Raw genomic sequence first — 17310 nt, 5'->3', positions numbered from 1 at the left:
CGGCTCGTCGGCCAAGTCGTCGTTCTTTCTCAGGAAAGCCAGGTGAGCACCGTTGCCGTGTCCGGCGTCGCCGCGCACAGGCGCCGCGCGTAGTCCAGCGCGAGCAGGTGGTATTCGCGCGTGAAGTCGGCAATCGCGTCGGCGACGAGGAACGGTTGCACGCCGTTACTGAAAGCGTCGTTGGCGGTCACCAGGCAGCCGACGTGCGCGTAGACACCACAGACGACCAACTGGTCCCGGCCGAGCGACGTCAGCTGGTCGAGCAGCCTCGAGTGGTGAAAGGCGCTGTATCGCCACTTGACGAGCACCTGATCTGCGTCGACGGGGGTCAGCTCCGTGATGATGTCCCGGTCCTGTGGGCTGTCCGTCATGCCTGGTCCCCACACATCCATGAGCAGGCCACGCTGTTGTTCGGTCATCCTGCCGGGCTGAGCCGTGTAGAAGACCGGGATCCCGAGCTCGGCACAGCGGGTACGCAGAGCGGCCACGTTGCTCACCAGCTCAACCCGCGGTGAGCTGCCCTCGGGGAAGAAACCCAAAAAATAGTTCTGCATGTCGTGCACGAGCAAGGCCGCACGTTCGGGGACCAGCCGCCAGGACACCGTGTCGGGGGGAAGCTCGGCACGGACCGGCATGGGGTACGGGGCGATGGCAGGGATACTCATCCGCTCCCTCTCAAGATGGGTGAGACCAATGGGGGCAAAGGGTGTGATACGTGCTATTGCGCCCACAGAGGCGATATAGCGTGCGTACCATAACAAGGAATAATGATGGACCGACAACACGTCGGAACCTCTCGGACATCTCCCGATTCCCGATAAACACCAGATCCTCCAGGAGGTGTCCGTGCCAGCCACCCCGTTCGTGATGGAGCGCTTAGCCGACGCCGCGGCATCACCTTTCGCGATGCTGTACCGGCCCACATCGAACACCGACGTCGAAGTCCTGCTGGGCGAATCGATGGCGGTGCCGTCCCTGGCGGACATCCCCGACGGAAACGTCCTGGTCTCCGTGCCCTACCGTCAGCTCACCGAACGAGCGCTGCCCTGCCCGGACGATGGTGCCCCGCTCCTCGCACTGCGCATACACCAACGCGCGACCGTGCCCGTCGCCGACGCGCTGCGTGAGCTGCCCGCCGACGAAGTCCCGCTGACCGACGGTGGCTTCGACCTGTCCGACCCGGACTATGCCGGCGTCGTGCGTTCCGTACTGACCTACGAGATCGGGCGCGGCAGAGGCGCGAACTTCGTCATCAAACGGGTGTTCCAAGCCCGCATTCCGGATTACTCGCTCCGCTCCGCGCTGTCGATCTTCGCCAAGCTCCTCAAAGTGGAGCAGGGAGCGTACTGGACCTTCCTCGTGCACACCGGCGATCTCACCCTCGTCGGCGCCAGCCCGGAACTGCACATCGGCCTGCGCGCCGGCGTGGTCACGATGAACCCGATCAGCGGCACGTATCGCTACCCGCGCCAGGGGCCGGACGTGCGCGGAGTCCTGGACTTCCTTGCCGATCAGAAGGAGTCCGACGAGCTGTCGATGGTCCTGGACGAAGAGCTGAAGACCATGGCCCGGATCTGCCCGTCTGGCGGCAGGGTGATCGGTCCCAGGATCCGGGAGATGGCGAAGCTGGCGCACACCGAATATCTCCTGTCCGGTATCACCCCGTTGAGGCCACTCGAGGTGCTGCGGCAAAGCCTGTTCGCACCGACCGTCGTCGGCAGTCCGCTGGAGAGCGCATGCGAGGTCGTCGCACGGTACGAGCCAGGCGGTCGCAGCTACTATTCGGGGGTTCTCGCCCTGATCGGCGACGATGAGCACGGCAGGCCCACGATGGATTCGACAATCCTCATCCGGTGCGCCGAGATCGATCGCGGCGGTAACCTCCGCGTCGGAGTCGGCGCGACACTGGTGCGGCATTCCGATCCGGACTCCGAGGTGGCGGAGACCAAGACCAAGCTCGCAGGCCTGCTCTCCGCCTTCGACGCCGACCGTCCACACGTGAGAGGTCCGGTCCCGTCTCTGTCCGCCGAACCGTCCGTACGACAGGCCCTCGGCAAACGCTCCCAGCGGCTTTCGCCGTTCTGGCGAATGGATCAGCACAGGAGTGTTGCTCCGCGCTTCCCCGGTCACCGTGTGCTGATCGTCAACGCCGAGGACGATTTCGCCCTGATGCTCGGGCAGCAACTCTCGGCGCTTGGACTGCGCGTGACCGTCCGGGACCACACCGACCACCTCCCCGTGGCCGACTACGACCTCGTCGTGCTGGGCCCCGGCCCCGGAGATCCCCTCGACCGGACCGACCCGAGGATCGCGGTTCTGCACGACCTGACGAATGAGCTGCTGAGGTCGGCGAAGCCGATGCTCGCCGTGTGCCTGAGCCACCAGATCCTCGCGTCCGTGCTCGGACTCCCCGTCATTCGCATGTCGGAGCCCAACCAAGGCCGACAGCGCACGATCAAACTGCTCGGCGCCGAGCACACCGTGGCGTTCTACAACAGCTTCGTCGCACGCTGTCCACGGACGCAGGAACCCGAGCTCGTACAAGTCGTTCGCGACGACGACAGCGACGAAGTCCATGCACTGCTGGGCCCGGCGTTCGCCTCGCTCCAGTTCCACCCGGAGTCGGTGCTCTCCCTGGACGGACCACGCCTGCTCGGGGACGTCCTCGCACCACTGTTACCGGCCCGTCGGTTTCTCACCGCGTCCGCGGCCCCGGCTCAGTCGGTCGCGGCAGCCCGCCCGGCCAGATGACCGAAGACGAGGGCCTGCCCCAGTGTGGTGCCCGTACCGGGATAGGCCATGCCGAAGGGACTGGCGGCCGCATTACCGGCGGCATAAAGGCCGGGAAGATGCCGGCCCCTGAGATCGAGCATGCGGCCTTCGTCATCTGTACGCGGTCCGCCTTTGGTCCCACCGGCACCGGCGTGCACCGGCACCGCGTAGTAGGGAGCCTCCAGCGGCCGCAGGATCGCCGTCGTCCCGCTGAGTGCGGCGATCGCCCGGTCGTAGGCACCGGTGCCGCGGCCGAACTCGGGGTCCGTTCCGGACTCGGCGCCTTGGTTGAAATCACGCACGGTATGTTCCAGCACCTCGGCAGGCACGCCCAGGTGCCCGGCCAGCTCGCGTACCGTGTCAGCGCGGATCAGCCAGGATGGATCGGGCGCCTGCGGTGCGAGTGTGCCGATCGCACCTCCGCGGCGGGCCGCGGCGTCGAAGACCAGCCAGGCCGGATCGGCGCCGGGGAAGAACCCCGCGGGCGAGAACGCGTGCAGGGCACGCCCGACCTCGTTGTAGTTCCGTGCCTCGTTGGTGAACCGCCGGCCGTGTGCGCCGACCATGATCGTGCCTGGCCGGGCACGTTCGGTGAACAACATGCGGTGCAGCACATGGCCCTCGATCTCCTCACCGGGCATGCGGACGGTGGGACACCACCACGCCTCGGCCATGTTGCCCAGCTCAGCTCCCGCAGCCATGGCCATCCGCAGACCGTCACCGACGGCACCTGGCGCGCCGATCAGACCAGGTAGCGGCGAGCCCAGAAAGCGCTGGACGAGTACCGGGTCACGCTCGAAACCACCGGTGGCAAGCACGATCCTCGACGGGCCACCAGCGAGTTCCTCCGCACTGGACAAGGTCCGCACTCTGGTCGAGGTGCGGATGTCCACACCCGCGGCCAGCGCGGCGGTGGTCAGCGCGGCGATGAGCGCCTGACCACCGACCACGGTGCCGGTCCTGGCCCGGTTCTCGGCGAGTTCCGGCGACGCCTCACCGCCCGCGAGCTCGGCCAGGGTGAAGGGCGGACGCTTCGGCAACGCCCCCCGCATCCTGCTCGACACGGCGACGTCGACCCGCACAGGTGCTGGTTCCAACGATCGGACGCCCGCCTTCGAGCCGCCTGGCAGCTCGCGGTAGCAGTCCGGCAAGGGAAGCGGCTGCCAGCACAGGGAAGCGTGCTCGCCGAGCCAGGTCACGACGCGTGGCGCTTCCGTGAGGTAGCGGTCCAGCAGCGCGGGTGCGACATCCCCGTACGCCAGCGACCGCAGGTACCGGCGGGCGAGTTCGGCGCTGTCCGAAGCGGCCTGCGGGGACGCTCCGTTGTTCGGCGCCCAGACCGCGCCGCTGGACAGGGCGGATGTGCCGCCGATCGTCGTGGTCGCCTCGGCGACGAGCACTTCCGCGCCCACGGCCCGCGCCACCAACGCCGCGCTCAGACCCGCCGCGCCAGAGCCGAGGACGACCACTCTCACCGGCACGGCAATCCCTTACTTCGGAATTCCGCTGCGCTTCACCTCAGGAATCTCGATCCCGAGTGCGCGCATTTGTTCACAGGGATTCATGAATTCGCGCATTTCAACGACGAGGCCGTCCCGCAGCTTGAACGAGTGAATGAAGTGATTGCGGTAGTAGCCGGGCGGGTAATCGGCGAACAGGATCTGTCCTTCACCGTCGCATTCGACCCAGAAGTGGTTCGGGTCCTGGGTCTCGAACACCTGGATGTTCGTCCACCTCCAGTCCGGGAAGCACTCCAACGACCACGCCGCCATCTCGGCGAGCTTGTCCCTGCCCTGGACCGCAGCGGGTTCACCGGTGTCGGTCGTCCACAAACCACCCGTCGCGTCCTCGGCGTACAGCCGGTGGCGCTGAAGCCGGGACGGCCCTTCAGTGACGCGGAGGTACTCCTCGACAACCGCCCGGTTGCGCTTGCGCAACTCGGCTTCGGAGGTGGGATCGTAGCTCCGCTCCGATGGTGCGGACATCCTCGACCTGCCTTTCTCGATTACGCTCTCGCCGAATCGGTCTCCGCCGAAAGCGGGGCGGCTAGGCTGGACGCTATCACGATTCGGTTCGCCCAAAAAGGGCCAAACATGGTTGCCTGAATAACTCCCTCGATTGGAGAACGCATGTATCGCTATGTGGTGGCGGACGTCTTCACCGACACCCCCTTGCGGGGAAACCCGGTGGCTGTCGTGCTGGACGCGACCGGGCTGTCCGTCGAGCAGATGCAGCTTTTGGCCCGGGAGACGCATCTGTCCGAGACGACCTTCGTGTTCCCCCCGAGCGATGGAGGCGATATACGCGTCCGGGTCTTCACGCCCACCGTCGAACTGCCCTTCGCCGGCCACCCACTGCTGGGCACCGCCGTCGTCCTCGCCCACGAGCAGGCCTGCCAGACCCTGGGCATGGAGACCGAGCAGGGGTTGATCCGCTTCACGTTCCGCCGCGATGCATCGGGGACGATCGCAGCGACGATGGACCAACCTGTGCCGACGTGGGAACCGTACGAGCACGCGGAAACCCTCGTCTCCGCGCTGGGCGTGACGGCTGTCGAGCCGGTGCTGGCGTACCGCAACGGACCCCGGCATGTCCTGGTGCGGGTGGCGGACACCGCCGCTCTCTCGGCCATCAGGCCGGACCTGCGCGTGCTCGCCACCTTGCCGGACATGAGCGCGTTCTGTTTCGCGCCGGCGAACACGCATTGGCGGGCCAGGATGTTCTCGCCGGCCTATGGCGTGGAGGAGGACGCCGCGACCGGATCGGGGGCGGGCGCCCTCGGCGTACACCTCGCCCGGCACTCCGTCGTCCGCTACGGCGAGGAGATCGAGATCCGGCAGGGTGTCGAAATCGGGCGGCTGTCGTCCATGTTCGTCACCGCCCGAGGCAAGGGCGACCAGGTGTCCTCGGTGGAGGTGTCCGGGCAGGCCGTCATCATCGCCAGAGGCGAGTTCCTCCTCAAGGGCGCGGCGAACGGCTCGTGACCGGCGTGCCCAGCCGAGGCAGCCTGGGCCCCGCGTCCGGGCAGTTCGGGGGGCTGATGCCCTCCCGGACAAAGAGAGCACCTACCAGCCGGGCTGATCCGCGCTAAAGGTGATAACCAATTTTCCGGGGGCGTGGCTTTTTTCCCGATACGTGATTACCTTTGGGATTTCCTCGAAGGGATAGTGACGGTCGATCATCGGGATTCCCCGTCTGTCGTTCAGGAATGCGCTCAACGTCTGAAGGTTCTGTTTGGGGCTGGGGTACTTGAGGGCTTCTGCCAGCGCTATTCGCTGGGAAATGAAGCGGGAGATCGCGAGGGTGGCGAGGCGAGAGCGTTCGTGACGGTCAGATAGGCCAGGCGAAGGAGCACGACCGGTCATCCTGCCGTACCGGCTCCTCTTCAGGAATCGAAGTCTGCGTACCGGAGAAGCCCTGCAAGGCCGTGACCTGGGTGGATGGAATTATCGGCAGGTGCATGCCTGGATCAGTACGAGGACAGCTATCGGCTCTGCTACATCCGCAGCCCCGAGGGCACTATTGTCGCACTGGTCGAGAAGTTCAGCTGAATCAGTTTGGGGGCGCAAATTGCTTGAGAGAATCCGGCAGGCCGTGGACGAAATCAAGGCCGCTGATAACGACTTCGTCTTTCTGGCTCCGATGAGTGAAGCGGAGGTCGGTGAGGTCGAAGAACAGCTCGGGGTGCGGCTGCCTGCGGACTACCGGATGTTCCTCACCTCGGTGACCCGCGGTGAGGAAGACACGGGTTATGAGCCGCTGTGGCCTCCGGCGGATGGACTCCTGCTGCTGACACCGGACCAGGACCGGCCGAGTGCGCCGTTTCCCTTCTCCCCGCAGCAAGCCGAGGACCTGGTGAAACGTATCCGCGTGGGCGAGATCCGCGCCCTCGACGGGCCGCGCGACGGTGTGCTGCCGATCTACGGTGGTTCGGACGGCGAATTCAAGTGCCTGGTGCTGAGCGGAGCACTCCAGGGCACGGTCTGGTCGTACTGGGACCTGGGGTGGACCCCTGAATTCAACGACGAGACGGGCCAGATCGAGACATTCTTTGAATTCGCCGAGCGCGTTTTGCAGGAGTATCTCGATTGAGGCCGTGCTGGGCTCCCAGGGTCCAAGCGGCCTGGCACCTTGTCTGCCGCAAGATGGCGGTCAGGCCTGACCAGCATCGTTACGGATCACTTCACCGCCGTGAGGTGGGTCAGAAGGCCGGCAGGGGCTGGGTGCCCCCGGCGGTTCTGGGAGCTCAACGGCCGCGCCACAGTCTGCGGGTGGCGGCGACGGCCACCAGGAGGCCCGCTGTGGTCAGTGCGCCGCCCTCGCCGACGAACCAGGATCCGGTGGTGGTCGGGGCTGTCATCGCGCCGGCCACGAAGTAGATCGCGGCGTTGACGGTGGCGTGCAGGACGAGGACCGGCCAGATGCTGCCCGTTCTGATCCGCAGCCAGACCAGAGGGAAGGCCAGGGTCACCGTCTGGAGCAGGAACATGGTCAGCGCGTACGGGACGGGGATTCCCTCGTCCACGGCGCCAGGGACGAAGAGCATCAGGGGGATGTGGAACGCGCCCCAGGCCAGGCCGACGATCAGGGCGGTGGCGTCGGTGCTCCGGGTGGTCGCCAGGCGGGTCGCCAGGAAAGAACTCCAGCCGATCTGCTCGCCGAAGGCCAGCAGGATATAGGGGATGATTCCCGGCACCAGGCCGAGGACGACCGCCAGGGCCGGGCGGAGGCCGGTCGTGTCGGTCAGGTTGCCCGGGGCGAAGTCGGCCAGGCCGGTCAGCCAGGCGGTGCCGTACCCGAGGGCGATACCGACGACGGGCACCGCCCAGGCGGTCGCGATGACGCGCCACGGTACCCGGCGCAGTCCCCAGTCGAACCCGCGCAGGCCCCTGCCTCCCGCAAGGTAGGCGCCCAGGCCGGCGATCAGGGGTGCCAACGCCTGGCTGTAGACGGCGATCTGGGCGCCGACCGGGGCATCGTTCAGGTGGTTGAGGTCCAGCCCCTGGGCCACCGCGTAGGCGAGGGCAGGCAGGACCAGGCCGGTGAGGAGCACGGCGAAGACGACGAGTTGACGATGTACCGAATAGGTGGTGTTCATGCCGGTAGTCCAGCGGCCGAGAGGTCCCGACCGCCTGATCACGAAGTCCTGATCCGGTCCTTGGCCACGGGCTCCGCTCGTTGCCGTCCAACCGGCCCGGGCCGCCGGAGAATCTCACGGCCGGAAAGCGGGCCCGGCGCCACCTGGCCGGGTCCACCTGACACTCGGCTTGCCGGGCCTGGTGCCGAGCGCGCTCCGGCCGGCCGAGGTGGGTCGGGAAATAAGGGGATTTCCAGCTGGGTGGCGCCGACAACATCGCCGCGATCGAGGACGGTCCCGAGGAGAGGGGACTCCAGTCCTATTCTTCTCGTGTCATGAAATGTCTCATGATGTCGTAATGCGTAGTACGGGCTCTCGGTGGACGTGGGCGATCCCCCTGCTCTGCGCCGCCGCAGTGGCCGGTGGTGTCGTGTTGACTCTCCAGGTGCCCGGTGCCGACCTGGCCTACCTCAGCCTCGATGTCGTGGTGGGCCTGACGTATCCGCTCATCGGAGCGTTGATCGTGACCCGGCTGCCGAAGCATCCGGTGGGCTGGCTGTTCTGCGTGGGGGGCGCCGGGATGGCGCTCCAGGCTCTCGCCGGCGGGTACGCGGCCTATGGCGAGCCGCGCGGCTGGCCGGGCACCGATTTCAGCGCGTGGACGATCAACTGGGTGTTCTTCACCGGTTTCGGACCGCTCCTGCTGCTGCCGTTGCTCCTGCCCGACGGGCGGCTGCCCTCCCCCCGCTGGCGGCCGGTGATCATCGTGCTGGCCGGCGGGATGGCCGTACTGGAACTGCTGCTGATGTTCCGTGACCGCGTCTGGGTCTGGGGTCGCGAGCGGCCCAACCCGATCGGCTTCGTGCCCACGGAACTGGCCGCGGTCGTCTTCGCCGCGGTGATCGTCGTGCTCGGCGTGGCCGGGGTGGCCGCGCTCGCCGTACGGCTGAAGAAGGCCGATCCGGACGGCGACCAGCGCCGTCGGCTGATCCCGGTGTTCGGCGCCGCCGCCGCCATCGCCGCCGCACTGGTCGCCGACTCCTCGATGCCGCCGGAGTCGCCGGTCGGCGTCTGGCTGATGGGTGTCGCGCTGCCGCTGCTCCCGGCCGCGACCGCGATCTCGATCTTCCGCTACCGCCTCTTCGAGATCGAGGTGCTGATCCGGCGGACCGTCGTCTACGCCCTGGTCACCGCCGTCCTGCTCGCCGTGTACGTGGGCGTGGTGGCCACCGCGCACGAACTGTTCCGGCTCGGCGAGGGCGCCCTGGAACCCGTGCTCGGGACGGCCGTGGTGGCCATCGCGTTCGCCCCCGTCCGCGATCTGGCGCAGCGCGCCGTCGGGCGGCTCCTGTTCGGCAACCGCAGCGACCCGGCCGCCGCGCTCTCCCGGCTCGGCCAGCGGCTGGAGGCCTCCGCCGACCCCACCCGCCTGCTCGACGGCGCCGCCGACACGATCGCCCGCACCCTGCGGCTGCCCGCCGTCGCCGTGCTGGCCGCCGACGGCGCTCCGCTCTCCGTCGTGGGCGCCGTGCCGGTCGACGGCGTACGGCTCCCGCTGATGGCCGGCGGCCGGCGCGAGGGAGAACTCCTGGCCGCACCGCGGTCGCCGGGAGAAGCCCTGTCCCGCGCCGACCTGGCCGTCCTCGACGATCTGGCCCGCCACCTCGCCGTGGCCGTCGCCGCCGTACGGCTCACCCGGGAAGTCCAGGCGTCCAGGGAAGGGCTGGTGATCGCCAGGGAGGAGGAGCGGTGGCGGCTCCGCCGCGATCTGCACGACGGTCTCGGCCCCGGGCTCGCCGCGATCGGCGTACGCCTGGATCTGATCGAGGCGAAGGCTCCCGAGGCGTTGCGGGAACCGCTGGCCGACGTGCGCGAGCTGACCCAGGGCCTGATGGGCCACGTACGGCGGATCGTGCACGACCTGCGGCCCCCCGCGCTGGACGAACTCGGCCTGGCCGGAGCCCTGGAGGATCTGGCCCTGGACGCCGAGGGGTCCCCTGAGATCGCCGTGTCCTCGCCGGACCGCCTGCCCGAACTGCCCGCCGCGGTGGAGGTCGCCGCGTACCGGATCGCACAGGAGGCCCTGGCCAACGCGCTTCGTCACGCGGAGGCGTCGAGAATCGAGATCCTGGTGCAGGCCGGGCCGCGCCGACTGGTGCTCCAGGTACGCGACGACGGACGCGGGCTGCCGGAGCCACTGGTCGAAGGGGTGGGCTCGGGGAGCATGCGCGAGCGCGCCGCCGAGCTCGGCGGAACCCTGGAGCGTCGTTCACCGCGCGGCGACGGGACTGTCGTCACCGCGGTGCTGCCCCTGTAACCGAGGAGGAGAGCGTGGTGGAGAGACCGATCCGGGTCGTCCTGGTGGACGACCACCCCCTGTTGCGGCACGGGCTTCGTGCCCTGCTGGAGGAGGTCGGCGGCGCGGAGGTGGTCGGCGAGGCGGACGACGGTGAGAGTGCGGTCGAAGTGGTCCTGGCCACCGCGCCCGACGTGGTGGTGATGGACCTCGTGATGCCCGGAACCTCCGGCCTGGAGGCGACCAGACGCCTCATCGACCGCCGTCCCGACCTGGGCATCCTGGTGCTCACCATGAGCGAGGACGACGCCTCCGTGTTCGCCGCGCTGCGCGCCGGAGCCCGCGGTTACGTGCTCAAGGGCACCGGCGGCGCCGACTTCATCGCCGCCGTCCGCACGGTGGCCAGGGGCGAGGCCGTGTACGGCGCCGCCGTGGCCCGGCGCATCCGCCGCTTCCTGACCACCGGCCCCGGCAGCGGCCCCTTCCCCGAACTGACCCAGCGGGAACGCGAGATCCTCGACCTGCTCGCCTCCGGGAAGTCCAACGCCGACATCGCCCGGATCCTGTTCCTCAGCGTGAAGACGGTGAAGAACCACCTCACCAATATCTTCGCCAAGCTCCAGGTGGCCGACCGGGCCCAGGCCGTCGTCCGGGCGAGACAGGCCGGCCTCGGGGACTGAGCCGGGCACCCCGAGTCCCGTTTCAGGGAGCGATCAGAACCGGAGTTCCCAGAGGCATGCGTGCCAGCACCTTGAGGGCCTTGGCAGGCACCCTGATGCAGCCGTGCGTGACCGCCTTGCCGAACACCTTCCGGTCCGGCCAGCCGTGGAAGGCGACCGTGCCGGGACCGCCGCCGAAGGTGTCGAGTGTCGTCGAGTGCGTGCCGAGCGGCAGGATCAGCGGGCTGTAGGTCTTCTTCTTCGGCGACATCAGGGCCAGCAGGAAGGTCCTGCCCACCGGAGTGGGCGTGTCAGGTCCGCCGATGGCCACCGTCCAGGTGCCGAGCTTCTTGCTCCCGTTCATCACGGTCAGCCGCTTGGTGCTCAGTTTCACGATGGCGCGGTAGCTGCTGCTCGCCTGCTTCAGGCCCTTGGCCCTGATCCAGCCGGTCACGTGGTTGGGCTTGCTGGGCAGGAGTACGCGGTGCCAGCCCTTGCGTGACTCCACGACAGGCACCCAGGTCTGGCTGCCGAGCTGCTTCGCGGGAAGGGTGGCCACCGGCTTGCCGCCGGGCAGGGCGTAAACGGCCACCGTGCGTACGGGGTGGACCACGATGCCGCTCAGCTTTCCGTACGTGTCGGTGTCCTGCGGGAGGCCGCTCAACTCCGTGAACGTGGTGGCCTGCGGGAGCGCGGTCACCGTGGCCGAGGCGCCGACGGCGAGGGTGACGGACGACGCTGCGACGCCGGCGGGGGTCGAGGCGACGAGGCCCATGGCGACGAGCGTGGCGCCGATGAGTCGGCGGGGGGCATCAAGCGGCACGATTGGCTCCTAGGCGCTATGACGCATACGACACGAATGCGCAACTATCCGGCCTCACTGGATAACGGTTTGGACCGTTGCAGGATTCTCGGCCAGCGAATGTGACATTTTTACACAGATGAGCCTAATGAGGCTCTAGCTCTCCCATACACCCGAGGTACGGCCGTGACACCCCTCAGACTCTCTTTAGCCCGTCGCTGGACCACAGCGGCACTCATGCTGGCAGTGGCAGCGCTCGTGGCGGTCGCCATCTCCAATACGGCCTCAGCGGGAGCGTTCCAGAGGGCGCCCGGCGACAACGGCGACGTCAAGATCCACTCGTGGACGACGCCGGAGGACGATCAGCGCAACGAGCCGCAGGTCTGCGTGTTCTATCTGGTCGGGTTCAACTTCGACTCGATCCAGCAGGTGAGCTGGGAGATCAAGTCCTGGCCGCCCACGGGCGACAAGACCACGGTGAAGAGCGGCACCCTCGTGCTTGACGGCAACGGCCATGGCCGTACCGCCGACATGACGCTGCCGGATGGGCACTACAAGCTGTTCTGGACCTTCGTGGGCCAGAAGGGCGCGGCCAAGCAGAAGGTGTTCTGGGTCGAGTGTGAGTCCACGCCTTCCCCGTCGCCCTCGCCGTCTTCCCCTTCTCCGTCGCCCTCGCCGTCGCCCTCGACGTCGCCCTCGAAGTCGCCGTCGCCCTCACCCTCACCCTCGAAGTCGCCTTCCCCGTCGCCCTCGCCCTCGAAGTCGCCTTCGCCGTCGAAGTCGCCGACCCCGCCTGAGAAGGTGACCCAGGTATGGATCGAGTGGGACGAGAACGTCACGCAGGACAAACCTAAGCCCGCGCCCACCCCGACGCCGGTGAAGACCAACATCCCGGTCACCGGCTGACCCGCGACACCGAACAACGTAGGGCCTGGATCAACGCGATCCGGGCCCTTCGTCGTCTTCTCAACTCCACGCGGTGAATCCGCCGGCGATGCGGTGCGCGCCAGTTTGTCAGTCGTACGCGCAATACTCGGCGCTGGCGATCACGAGGCATCGGAGATGGCGCGGCCTCTCCTTCGCTCTAACAACGAGCCCTACATCAAACCCAGCGTGGAGGTATCGGCATGAGCGCAGATCGGCTGCTGACCTATGTCGGCGGCGGTTCGGCGAAGTTCTGGGAAGTGCGGCAGAACGGTACGGAGCTGAACATCCGGTATGGGCGGCTGGGCGCGGCCGGTCAGACGCAGGTCAGGTCGTTCGACTCCGCCGACGCCGCCGCGGCGGCGGCCGACAAACTGGTGGCGGAGAAGTTACGCAAGGGCTACACGGAAGACGAAGCGGTCGCCGCGCCGGTGACCTCCCCGGCTGAGATCGACAGCGCCGAGGATGAGGATCGGCTGACGATGCCGACCGCGTGGCTGCGCGCTCTCCATCCGCGGCGGGGTGGAGTGAAGGTCGCCGCGAGAAGGCCGGACGCCGGCGCGCCCAAGAAACTCGCCGCATGGTTGGACGAGCGCCGGCAGACGATCATTGACTCGCTGGCGCAGTGTTCCGACCCGGAGATCGCTGCTGCGGGCGCGGCGTACCTGGCCGGGGAGCCCACCGCCACGCCGCTTGGCGCTGCGGTGGTCGCGAAAATGGTGGCCGCATTCCTGCCATGGGACAATCAGTCGTCGCTGCGCCTGTTCGCCGACGTTTGGCTGGTCGAACGTGGCCTGATGTTCGCGGCAGTGGCCGTGGCCGAACTGTCCTCGCTGGATTGCATGGCTGTCGACGAGCACACGCGAGCAGTCCGGCGGCTGGCCAACGGTGAATCCCCCAACCACTGGGTCGACTGGAATCGGACGGAGATCGCCGCGCGGGTCCGTGTCGCCCTCGCGGCCGCATCGGATGCCGAGTATGCCGAGGTCGTCGCCGCACTGGCCGAAAGCCGTGACGGCGGGCTCCATCATCGAGCGGCGGCTTCCTACCTGGCGCCGACCGAGGTCGACTGGGTTGCGGCCGACTGCGCCGAAGTGAGCCGCGTCAATCCGCATCTCGCCCTCGGCCTGATCGCCGCGATCAGCACGCCGGAGCATGCGGCGCTCATCGTGAGCCACCTGCCGGGTTACGGCATGATTAGCCCCCTCACTCTGCCTGTCACGATCGTCGACGGCATGGGTGACGCGGCCGTGCCGGTGCTGGCCGGCTGGTTCGACGAACTCTACGACTCGGAAAGCCAGCGGCGGCTGCTGGGTGTGCTCGCCGAACTGCCGACAGACGCGGCGATGCGGGCACTCCTCGACCGGATCGAGCACAAGTACACCCAGCCGGCCCTCCTGCGCGCGGCGGCCCGCTTCCCGCGCCGGGCGATGCGGATGCTGGCCACCACCAATGGCAAGGTCGCGGACCTGCTGCTGCGCGCCCACGTGCTGGCCCATCCCGACCTGGTGGCCGAGGTGCTCGCGAGCGTTGATGGTGCCGCCGCCGATCGAATCAACAAGATCGCAACAGCCGCTGCCGTCCCCACTGCTCCGCTTGAGGCCTTGCCCGAGGTACTGGTCAGCCCTCCTTGGACCCGTCCGCGTACGGCCCGCAAGCCGGTCGTCGTGAGTGGCCTGGTGTGTGCCGATGAGCCGACCCTGGTGTGGGGGCCGGACGAGCGGGACAATTGGCGTTCCGCCCGGCCTGGGCACGGTTCATGGAGTCGGCCCAGCCGGAACTGGAAAGAGATTGCCGACCGGATCGCCAATGCCCGAGAGAGCTACTGGTACGACGAAGTTGCCCTGTTCGTCTCCGGGCCCATGGAGCTGGCCGAACCGCTGATCGAGAAGTGGCGCTGGGCTGACCCGTATGGAGCCTCCGAATGGATGCCGAGGGTGGTCGCCAGGTTCGAGCTGGCCGCGCTGCCCATGGTGCTGGACACCGCCCGGCGCAGCCCGACCGCGATCGCTCCGGCGCTGCTTCCGTTCACCGGCCCGGAGATCGCTGTGCTGATGGCCGAGTGGCTGGCCCGGCTGAAGTCGGTGCGGGCCACCGCGCTGGCGTGGCTGGCACGCCACCCCGAGGCGGCTGCGCGGGCGCTGATCCCGGCGGCTCTGGGCAAGCCCGGGCCGGCCCGGCGACAGGCGGAGCAGGCGCTGGCCGTGCTGGCCGCAGGCGGTGGCCGCGACGCTGTGACGGAGGCCGCCGCGGGTTACGGCCCAGCTGCCGAGGCCGCGGTCGCCGACCTGATCTCGGCCGACCCGCTCGACGCGCTGCCTGACAAGATGCCCGTGCTGCCCGAATGGGCGGAGGTCGCGATCCTGACACCGATCCACCTGCACGGCGACGCGGGCGCGCTGCCGGCCGAGGCGGTCCGCCATGTGATGACGATGCTGGCGATCTCCCGGCCCGGTGATCCGTACGCCGGTCTCGCCCTGGTCAGACAGGCCTGCGACAGCCGCAGCCTCGCGGACTTCGGCTGGGCGCTGTTCCAGCGCTGGCAGGCGGCCGGCTACCCGGCCAAGGAGAGCTGGGTGATGGACGCGCTGGGGCTGCTCGGCGACGACGAGACCGTCCGGCGGCTGACGCCGTTGATCAGGGCCTGGCCCGGTGAGGGCGGACACGCGCGTGCGGTCACCGGTCTTGACCTGCTGGCCGGCATCGGCTCCGAGGTCGCGTTGATGCACCTGCACGGCATCGCCGAGAAGGTCAAGTTCAACGGGCTCAAGAACCGGGCCAGGCAGAAGATGGACGAGGTGGCCGCGGAACTCGGCCTGACGTCGCAGGAGCTGGCCGACCGGCTGGTGCCGGACTTCGGACTGTCCGCCGACGGCAGCCTGACCCTCGACTACGGCCGCAGGCAGTTCGTCGTCGGTTTCGACGAGCAGCTCAAGCCGTACGTGGCCGACGCCGCGGGGAAGAAGCTCAAGAACCTTCCCAAGCCAGGGGTGAACGACGATCCGGAGCTCGCGCCTGCCGCCTACCAGCGGTTCGCCGGGCTGAAGAAGGACGTACGCGCCGTGGCCGCGGACAACATCCACCGGCTGGAGCAGGCCATGGTGAGCCGGCGCCGCTGGAGTGGTGCGGAGTTCAGGCGGCTGCTGGTCGGTCATCCCCTGCTCTGGCACATCGTGCGACGGCTGGTGTGGGGAGTCTACGACCCCTCGGGCCTGCTCACCGGCGCGTTGCGCGTGGCCGAGGACCGCAGTTTCGCCGATGTCGAGGACGACACGCTGACGTTGCCCGACGAGGCCGTCATCGGGGTGGCGCACCCGCTGGAGCTGGCGGAGGAGCTGGCCGCCTGGGCCGAGGTGTTCGCCGACTACGAGATCCTGCAGCCGTTCCCGCAACTGGGCCGGGAGACCTATCACCTGGATGAGACGCTGCTGGCCGAGATCAGCGCCACCAGAGTCCCCACCGTCAAGGTGGTCGGCCTGGAACGGCGCGGCTGGCGGCGAGGCGCGCCGCAGGACGCCGGTTGGCAGGGCTGGATCGAGCGGGACGTGCCCGACGGCAGGACCATCACGATCGGCCTCGATCCGGGCATCGCGGTCGGATACCTCGACTTCGCCGACGAGCAGACCCTGGTGGGGATCGCCCTCGACGGCCTCGATCCGATCACCGTCTCCGAGATCCTGCGGGACCTGCGGGAGGTCACCCGATGAACGAGCACGTCCAGCGGCCCCCGGCGGAGATCCGCTACGCCGACGAGCTGGCCCGGCTGCGGGAGCACGACGCCGACGACCGGCCGCCCGGCTGGGCGTTGAGCCTGCGGGCCGCCCGGCGCTTCGTCCTCGGGGACGAGAAGCTGGGCATCAGCCGCAAGTTCGTGGGTGATCCTTCACTGATCGACCGATCCCTGGTGACGCTCGCGACCAACCGCGGGCTGATGCTGGTGGGTGAGCCGGGCACCGCGAAGTCGCTGCTGTCCGAGCTGCTCGCCGCGGCGGTGAGCGGAACCTCGACGCTCACCGTCCAGGGCGGCGCGGCCACCACCGAAGACCAGATCAAGTATTCGTGGAACTACGCGTTGCTGGTCGCCGAGGGCCCGTCCACCCGGTCGCTGGTGGCCGCTCCGCTGCTGCGCGGCATGGCCGAGGGCAAGGTGGTGCGCTTCGAGGAGATCACCCGGTGCCCGCTGGAGGTGCAGGACTGCCTGCTGTCGCCTCTGTCGGACCGCGTGCTCGCCGTACCGGAGCTGACCGGTCCGGAGGCCATGGTGTTCGCCCGGGAGGGGTTCACCGTCATCGCCACCGCCAACACCCGCGACCGCGGCGTCAACGAGATGAGCGCCGCGCTCAAACGCCGGTTCAACTTCGAGACGGTCTTCCCGATCGCCGACTTCGACACCGAGCTGCGACTGGTGGAAGCGGAGGCCACCGCTCTCCTGAAGCGGTCGGGCGTCGGCGCGCCGCCACGGCGCGACGTGCTGGAGGTCCTGGTCACCGCGTTCCGGGAGCTGCGCGAGGGGCAGACCGCGCGCGGTGACGCCACCGACCGGCTGTCGGGGGTGATGAGCACCGCCGAGGCCGTCTCGGTCGCGCACGCCGTCGGGCTGCGCGGCTGGTTCCTGCGCGGCGAGCCCGGCACCGCCGCGGACCTGGTCTCCTGCCTGGCCGGCACGGCGGCCAAGGACAACCCGGAGGACCTGGCGAAACTCCGCAGATATCTGGAGCAGCGACGGCACGGCGACCAGTGGAAGGCCTTGTACGAGGCCCGTCACCTGCTGCCGGGCTGA

Annotated in this window: 14 protein-coding genes; 8 read left to right on the top strand and 6 right to left on the bottom strand. The window is 68.6% G+C overall.

What is annotated here, in order from left to right:
* Positions 1-29 precede the first annotated feature (29 nt).
* A complete protein-coding gene (locus tag KIP79_RS13230) occupies positions 30-563 on the bottom strand; it encodes an isochorismatase family protein (protein ID WP_308169708.1) in 534 nt (177 codons plus the stop codon).
* Between the two features lie 283 nt (positions 564-846).
* Here KIP79_RS13230 and KIP79_RS13225 point away from each other — a divergent pair, with 283 nt between their 5' ends.
* A complete protein-coding gene (locus KIP79_RS13225; RefSeq protein ID WP_308169704.1) occupies positions 847-2751 on the top strand; it encodes an anthranilate synthase family protein in 1905 nt (634 codons plus the stop codon).
* Here KIP79_RS13225 and KIP79_RS13220 read toward each other — a convergent pair.
* Positions 2718-4247 (bottom strand): FAD-dependent oxidoreductase, encoded by a 1530-nt coding sequence (locus tag KIP79_RS13220; protein ID WP_214105052.1) that lies wholly within the window; start codon positions 4245-4247, stop codon positions 2718-2720. The genes KIP79_RS13225 and KIP79_RS13220 overlap by 34 nt on opposite strands.
* 15 nt (positions 4248-4262) lie before the next feature.
* On the bottom strand, positions 4263-4757 hold the full coding sequence (locus KIP79_RS13215; protein WP_214105051.1) for a PhzA/PhzB family protein: 495 nt from the start codon (positions 4755-4757) through the stop codon (positions 4263-4265).
* A 144-nt stretch (positions 4758-4901) separates the two neighbouring features.
* On the opposite strand from KIP79_RS13215, the gene KIP79_RS13210 reads away from it, so the two are divergent.
* Entirely contained in the window at positions 4902-5756 is an 855-nt protein-coding gene (locus KIP79_RS13210) for a PhzF family phenazine biosynthesis protein (protein WP_214105050.1), read from the top strand.
* 81 nt (positions 5757-5837) lie between these two features.
* On the opposite strand, the gene KIP79_RS13205 is transcribed toward KIP79_RS13210, so the two are convergent.
* Positions 5838-6137, bottom strand: a complete 300-nt coding sequence (locus tag KIP79_RS13205; protein WP_214105049.1) for a zinc-binding dehydrogenase — start codon at positions 6135-6137, stop codon at positions 5838-5840.
* A gap of 229 nt (positions 6138-6366) precedes the next feature.
* Between KIP79_RS13205 and KIP79_RS13200 the strand changes: the two genes are divergently transcribed.
* Complete coding sequence (locus tag KIP79_RS13200; RefSeq protein WP_214105048.1) at positions 6367-6864, top strand: SMI1/KNR4 family protein; 498 nt, start codon at positions 6367-6369, stop codon at positions 6862-6864.
* Positions 6865-7018: 154 nt separating this feature from the next.
* Here KIP79_RS13200 and KIP79_RS13195 read toward each other — a convergent pair whose 3' ends face one another.
* On the bottom strand, positions 7019-7870 hold the full coding sequence (locus KIP79_RS13195; RefSeq protein WP_214105047.1) for a CPBP family intramembrane glutamic endopeptidase: 852 nt from the start codon (positions 7868-7870) through the stop codon (positions 7019-7021).
* Positions 7871-8207: 337 nt separating this feature from the next.
* On the opposite strand from KIP79_RS13195, the gene KIP79_RS13190 reads away from it, so the two are divergent.
* Together KIP79_RS13190 and KIP79_RS13185 are read left to right on the top strand one after the other, a co-directional pair.
* A complete protein-coding gene (locus KIP79_RS13190; RefSeq protein WP_214105046.1) occupies positions 8208-10166 on the top strand; it encodes a sensor histidine kinase in 1959 nt (652 codons plus the stop codon).
* Positions 10167-10183: 17 nt separating this feature from the next.
* Positions 10184-10825: a response regulator transcription factor gene (locus KIP79_RS13185; protein ID WP_214105045.1), complete on the top strand. Its 642-nt coding sequence runs from the start codon at positions 10184-10186 to the stop codon at positions 10823-10825.
* A 22-nt stretch (positions 10826-10847) separates the two neighbouring features.
* Here KIP79_RS13185 and ldt-CoaP read toward each other — a convergent pair whose 3' ends face one another.
* Complete coding sequence (gene ldt-CoaP, locus KIP79_RS13180) at positions 10848-11627, bottom strand: L,D-transpeptidase (RefSeq protein ID WP_308169703.1); 780 nt, start codon at positions 11625-11627, stop codon at positions 10848-10850.
* Positions 11628-11843: 216 nt separating this feature from the next.
* Between ldt-CoaP and KIP79_RS50375 the strand changes: the two genes are divergently transcribed.
* The 3 genes from KIP79_RS50375 to KIP79_RS13165 all read left to right on the top strand — a co-directional run bounded on the left by KIP79_RS50375 (position 11844) and on the right by KIP79_RS13165 (position 17310).
* Positions 11844-12512 carry a hypothetical protein gene (locus KIP79_RS50375; RefSeq protein WP_214105044.1) on the top strand — a complete coding sequence of 223 codons (669 nt, stop codon included), beginning with the start codon at positions 11844-11846 and terminating at the stop codon, positions 12510-12512.
* Positions 12513-12733: 221 nt separating this feature from the next.
* Positions 12734-16237 carry a WGR and DUF4132 domain-containing protein gene (locus KIP79_RS13170; RefSeq protein WP_214105043.1) on the top strand — a complete coding sequence of 1168 codons (3504 nt, stop codon included), beginning with the start codon at positions 12734-12736 and terminating at the stop codon, positions 16235-16237.
* Positions 16234-17310 carry an ATP-binding protein gene (locus KIP79_RS13165; protein WP_214105042.1) on the top strand — a complete coding sequence of 359 codons (1077 nt, stop codon included), beginning with the start codon at positions 16234-16236 and terminating at the stop codon, positions 17308-17310. The genes KIP79_RS13170 and KIP79_RS13165 overlap by 4 nt, the downstream gene beginning before the upstream one ends.

Origin of the sequence: Acrocarpospora catenulata (genome assembly GCF_018476525.1) — a bacterium.
GTDB lineage: Bacteria > Actinomycetota > Actinomycetes > Streptosporangiales > Streptosporangiaceae > Acrocarpospora > Acrocarpospora catenulata.
The sequence above is the reverse complement of the archived record's forward strand: the minus strand, read 5'-3'. Positions and strand labels throughout refer to the sequence as shown.

Coding starts and splice junctions, on each gene's coding strand:
- KIP79_RS13215 (WP_214105051.1), bottom strand. CDS start 4,757: ATGTCCGCACCATCGGAGCGGAGCTACGATCCCACCTCCGAAGCCGAG.
- KIP79_RS13210 (WP_214105050.1), top strand. CDS start 4,902: ATGTATCGCTATGTGGTGGCGGACGTCTTCACCGACACCCCCTTGCGG.
- KIP79_RS13205 (WP_214105049.1), bottom strand. CDS start 6,137: ATGACCGGTCGTGCTCCTTCGCCTGGCCTATCTGACCGTCACGAACGC.
- KIP79_RS13195 (WP_214105047.1), bottom strand. CDS start 7,870: ATGAACACCACCTATTCGGTACATCGTCAACTCGTCGTCTTCGCCGTG.
- KIP79_RS13190 (WP_214105046.1), top strand. CDS start 8,208: ATGCGTAGTACGGGCTCTCGGTGGACGTGGGCGATCCCCCTGCTCTGC.
- KIP79_RS50375 (WP_214105044.1), top strand. CDS start 11,844: ATGCTGGCAGTGGCAGCGCTCGTGGCGGTCGCCATCTCCAATACGGCC.
- KIP79_RS13170 (WP_214105043.1), top strand. CDS start 12,734: ATGAGCGCAGATCGGCTGCTGACCTATGTCGGCGGCGGTTCGGCGAAG.
- KIP79_RS13165 (WP_214105042.1), top strand. CDS start 16,234: ATGAACGAGCACGTCCAGCGGCCCCCGGCGGAGATCCGCTACGCCGAC.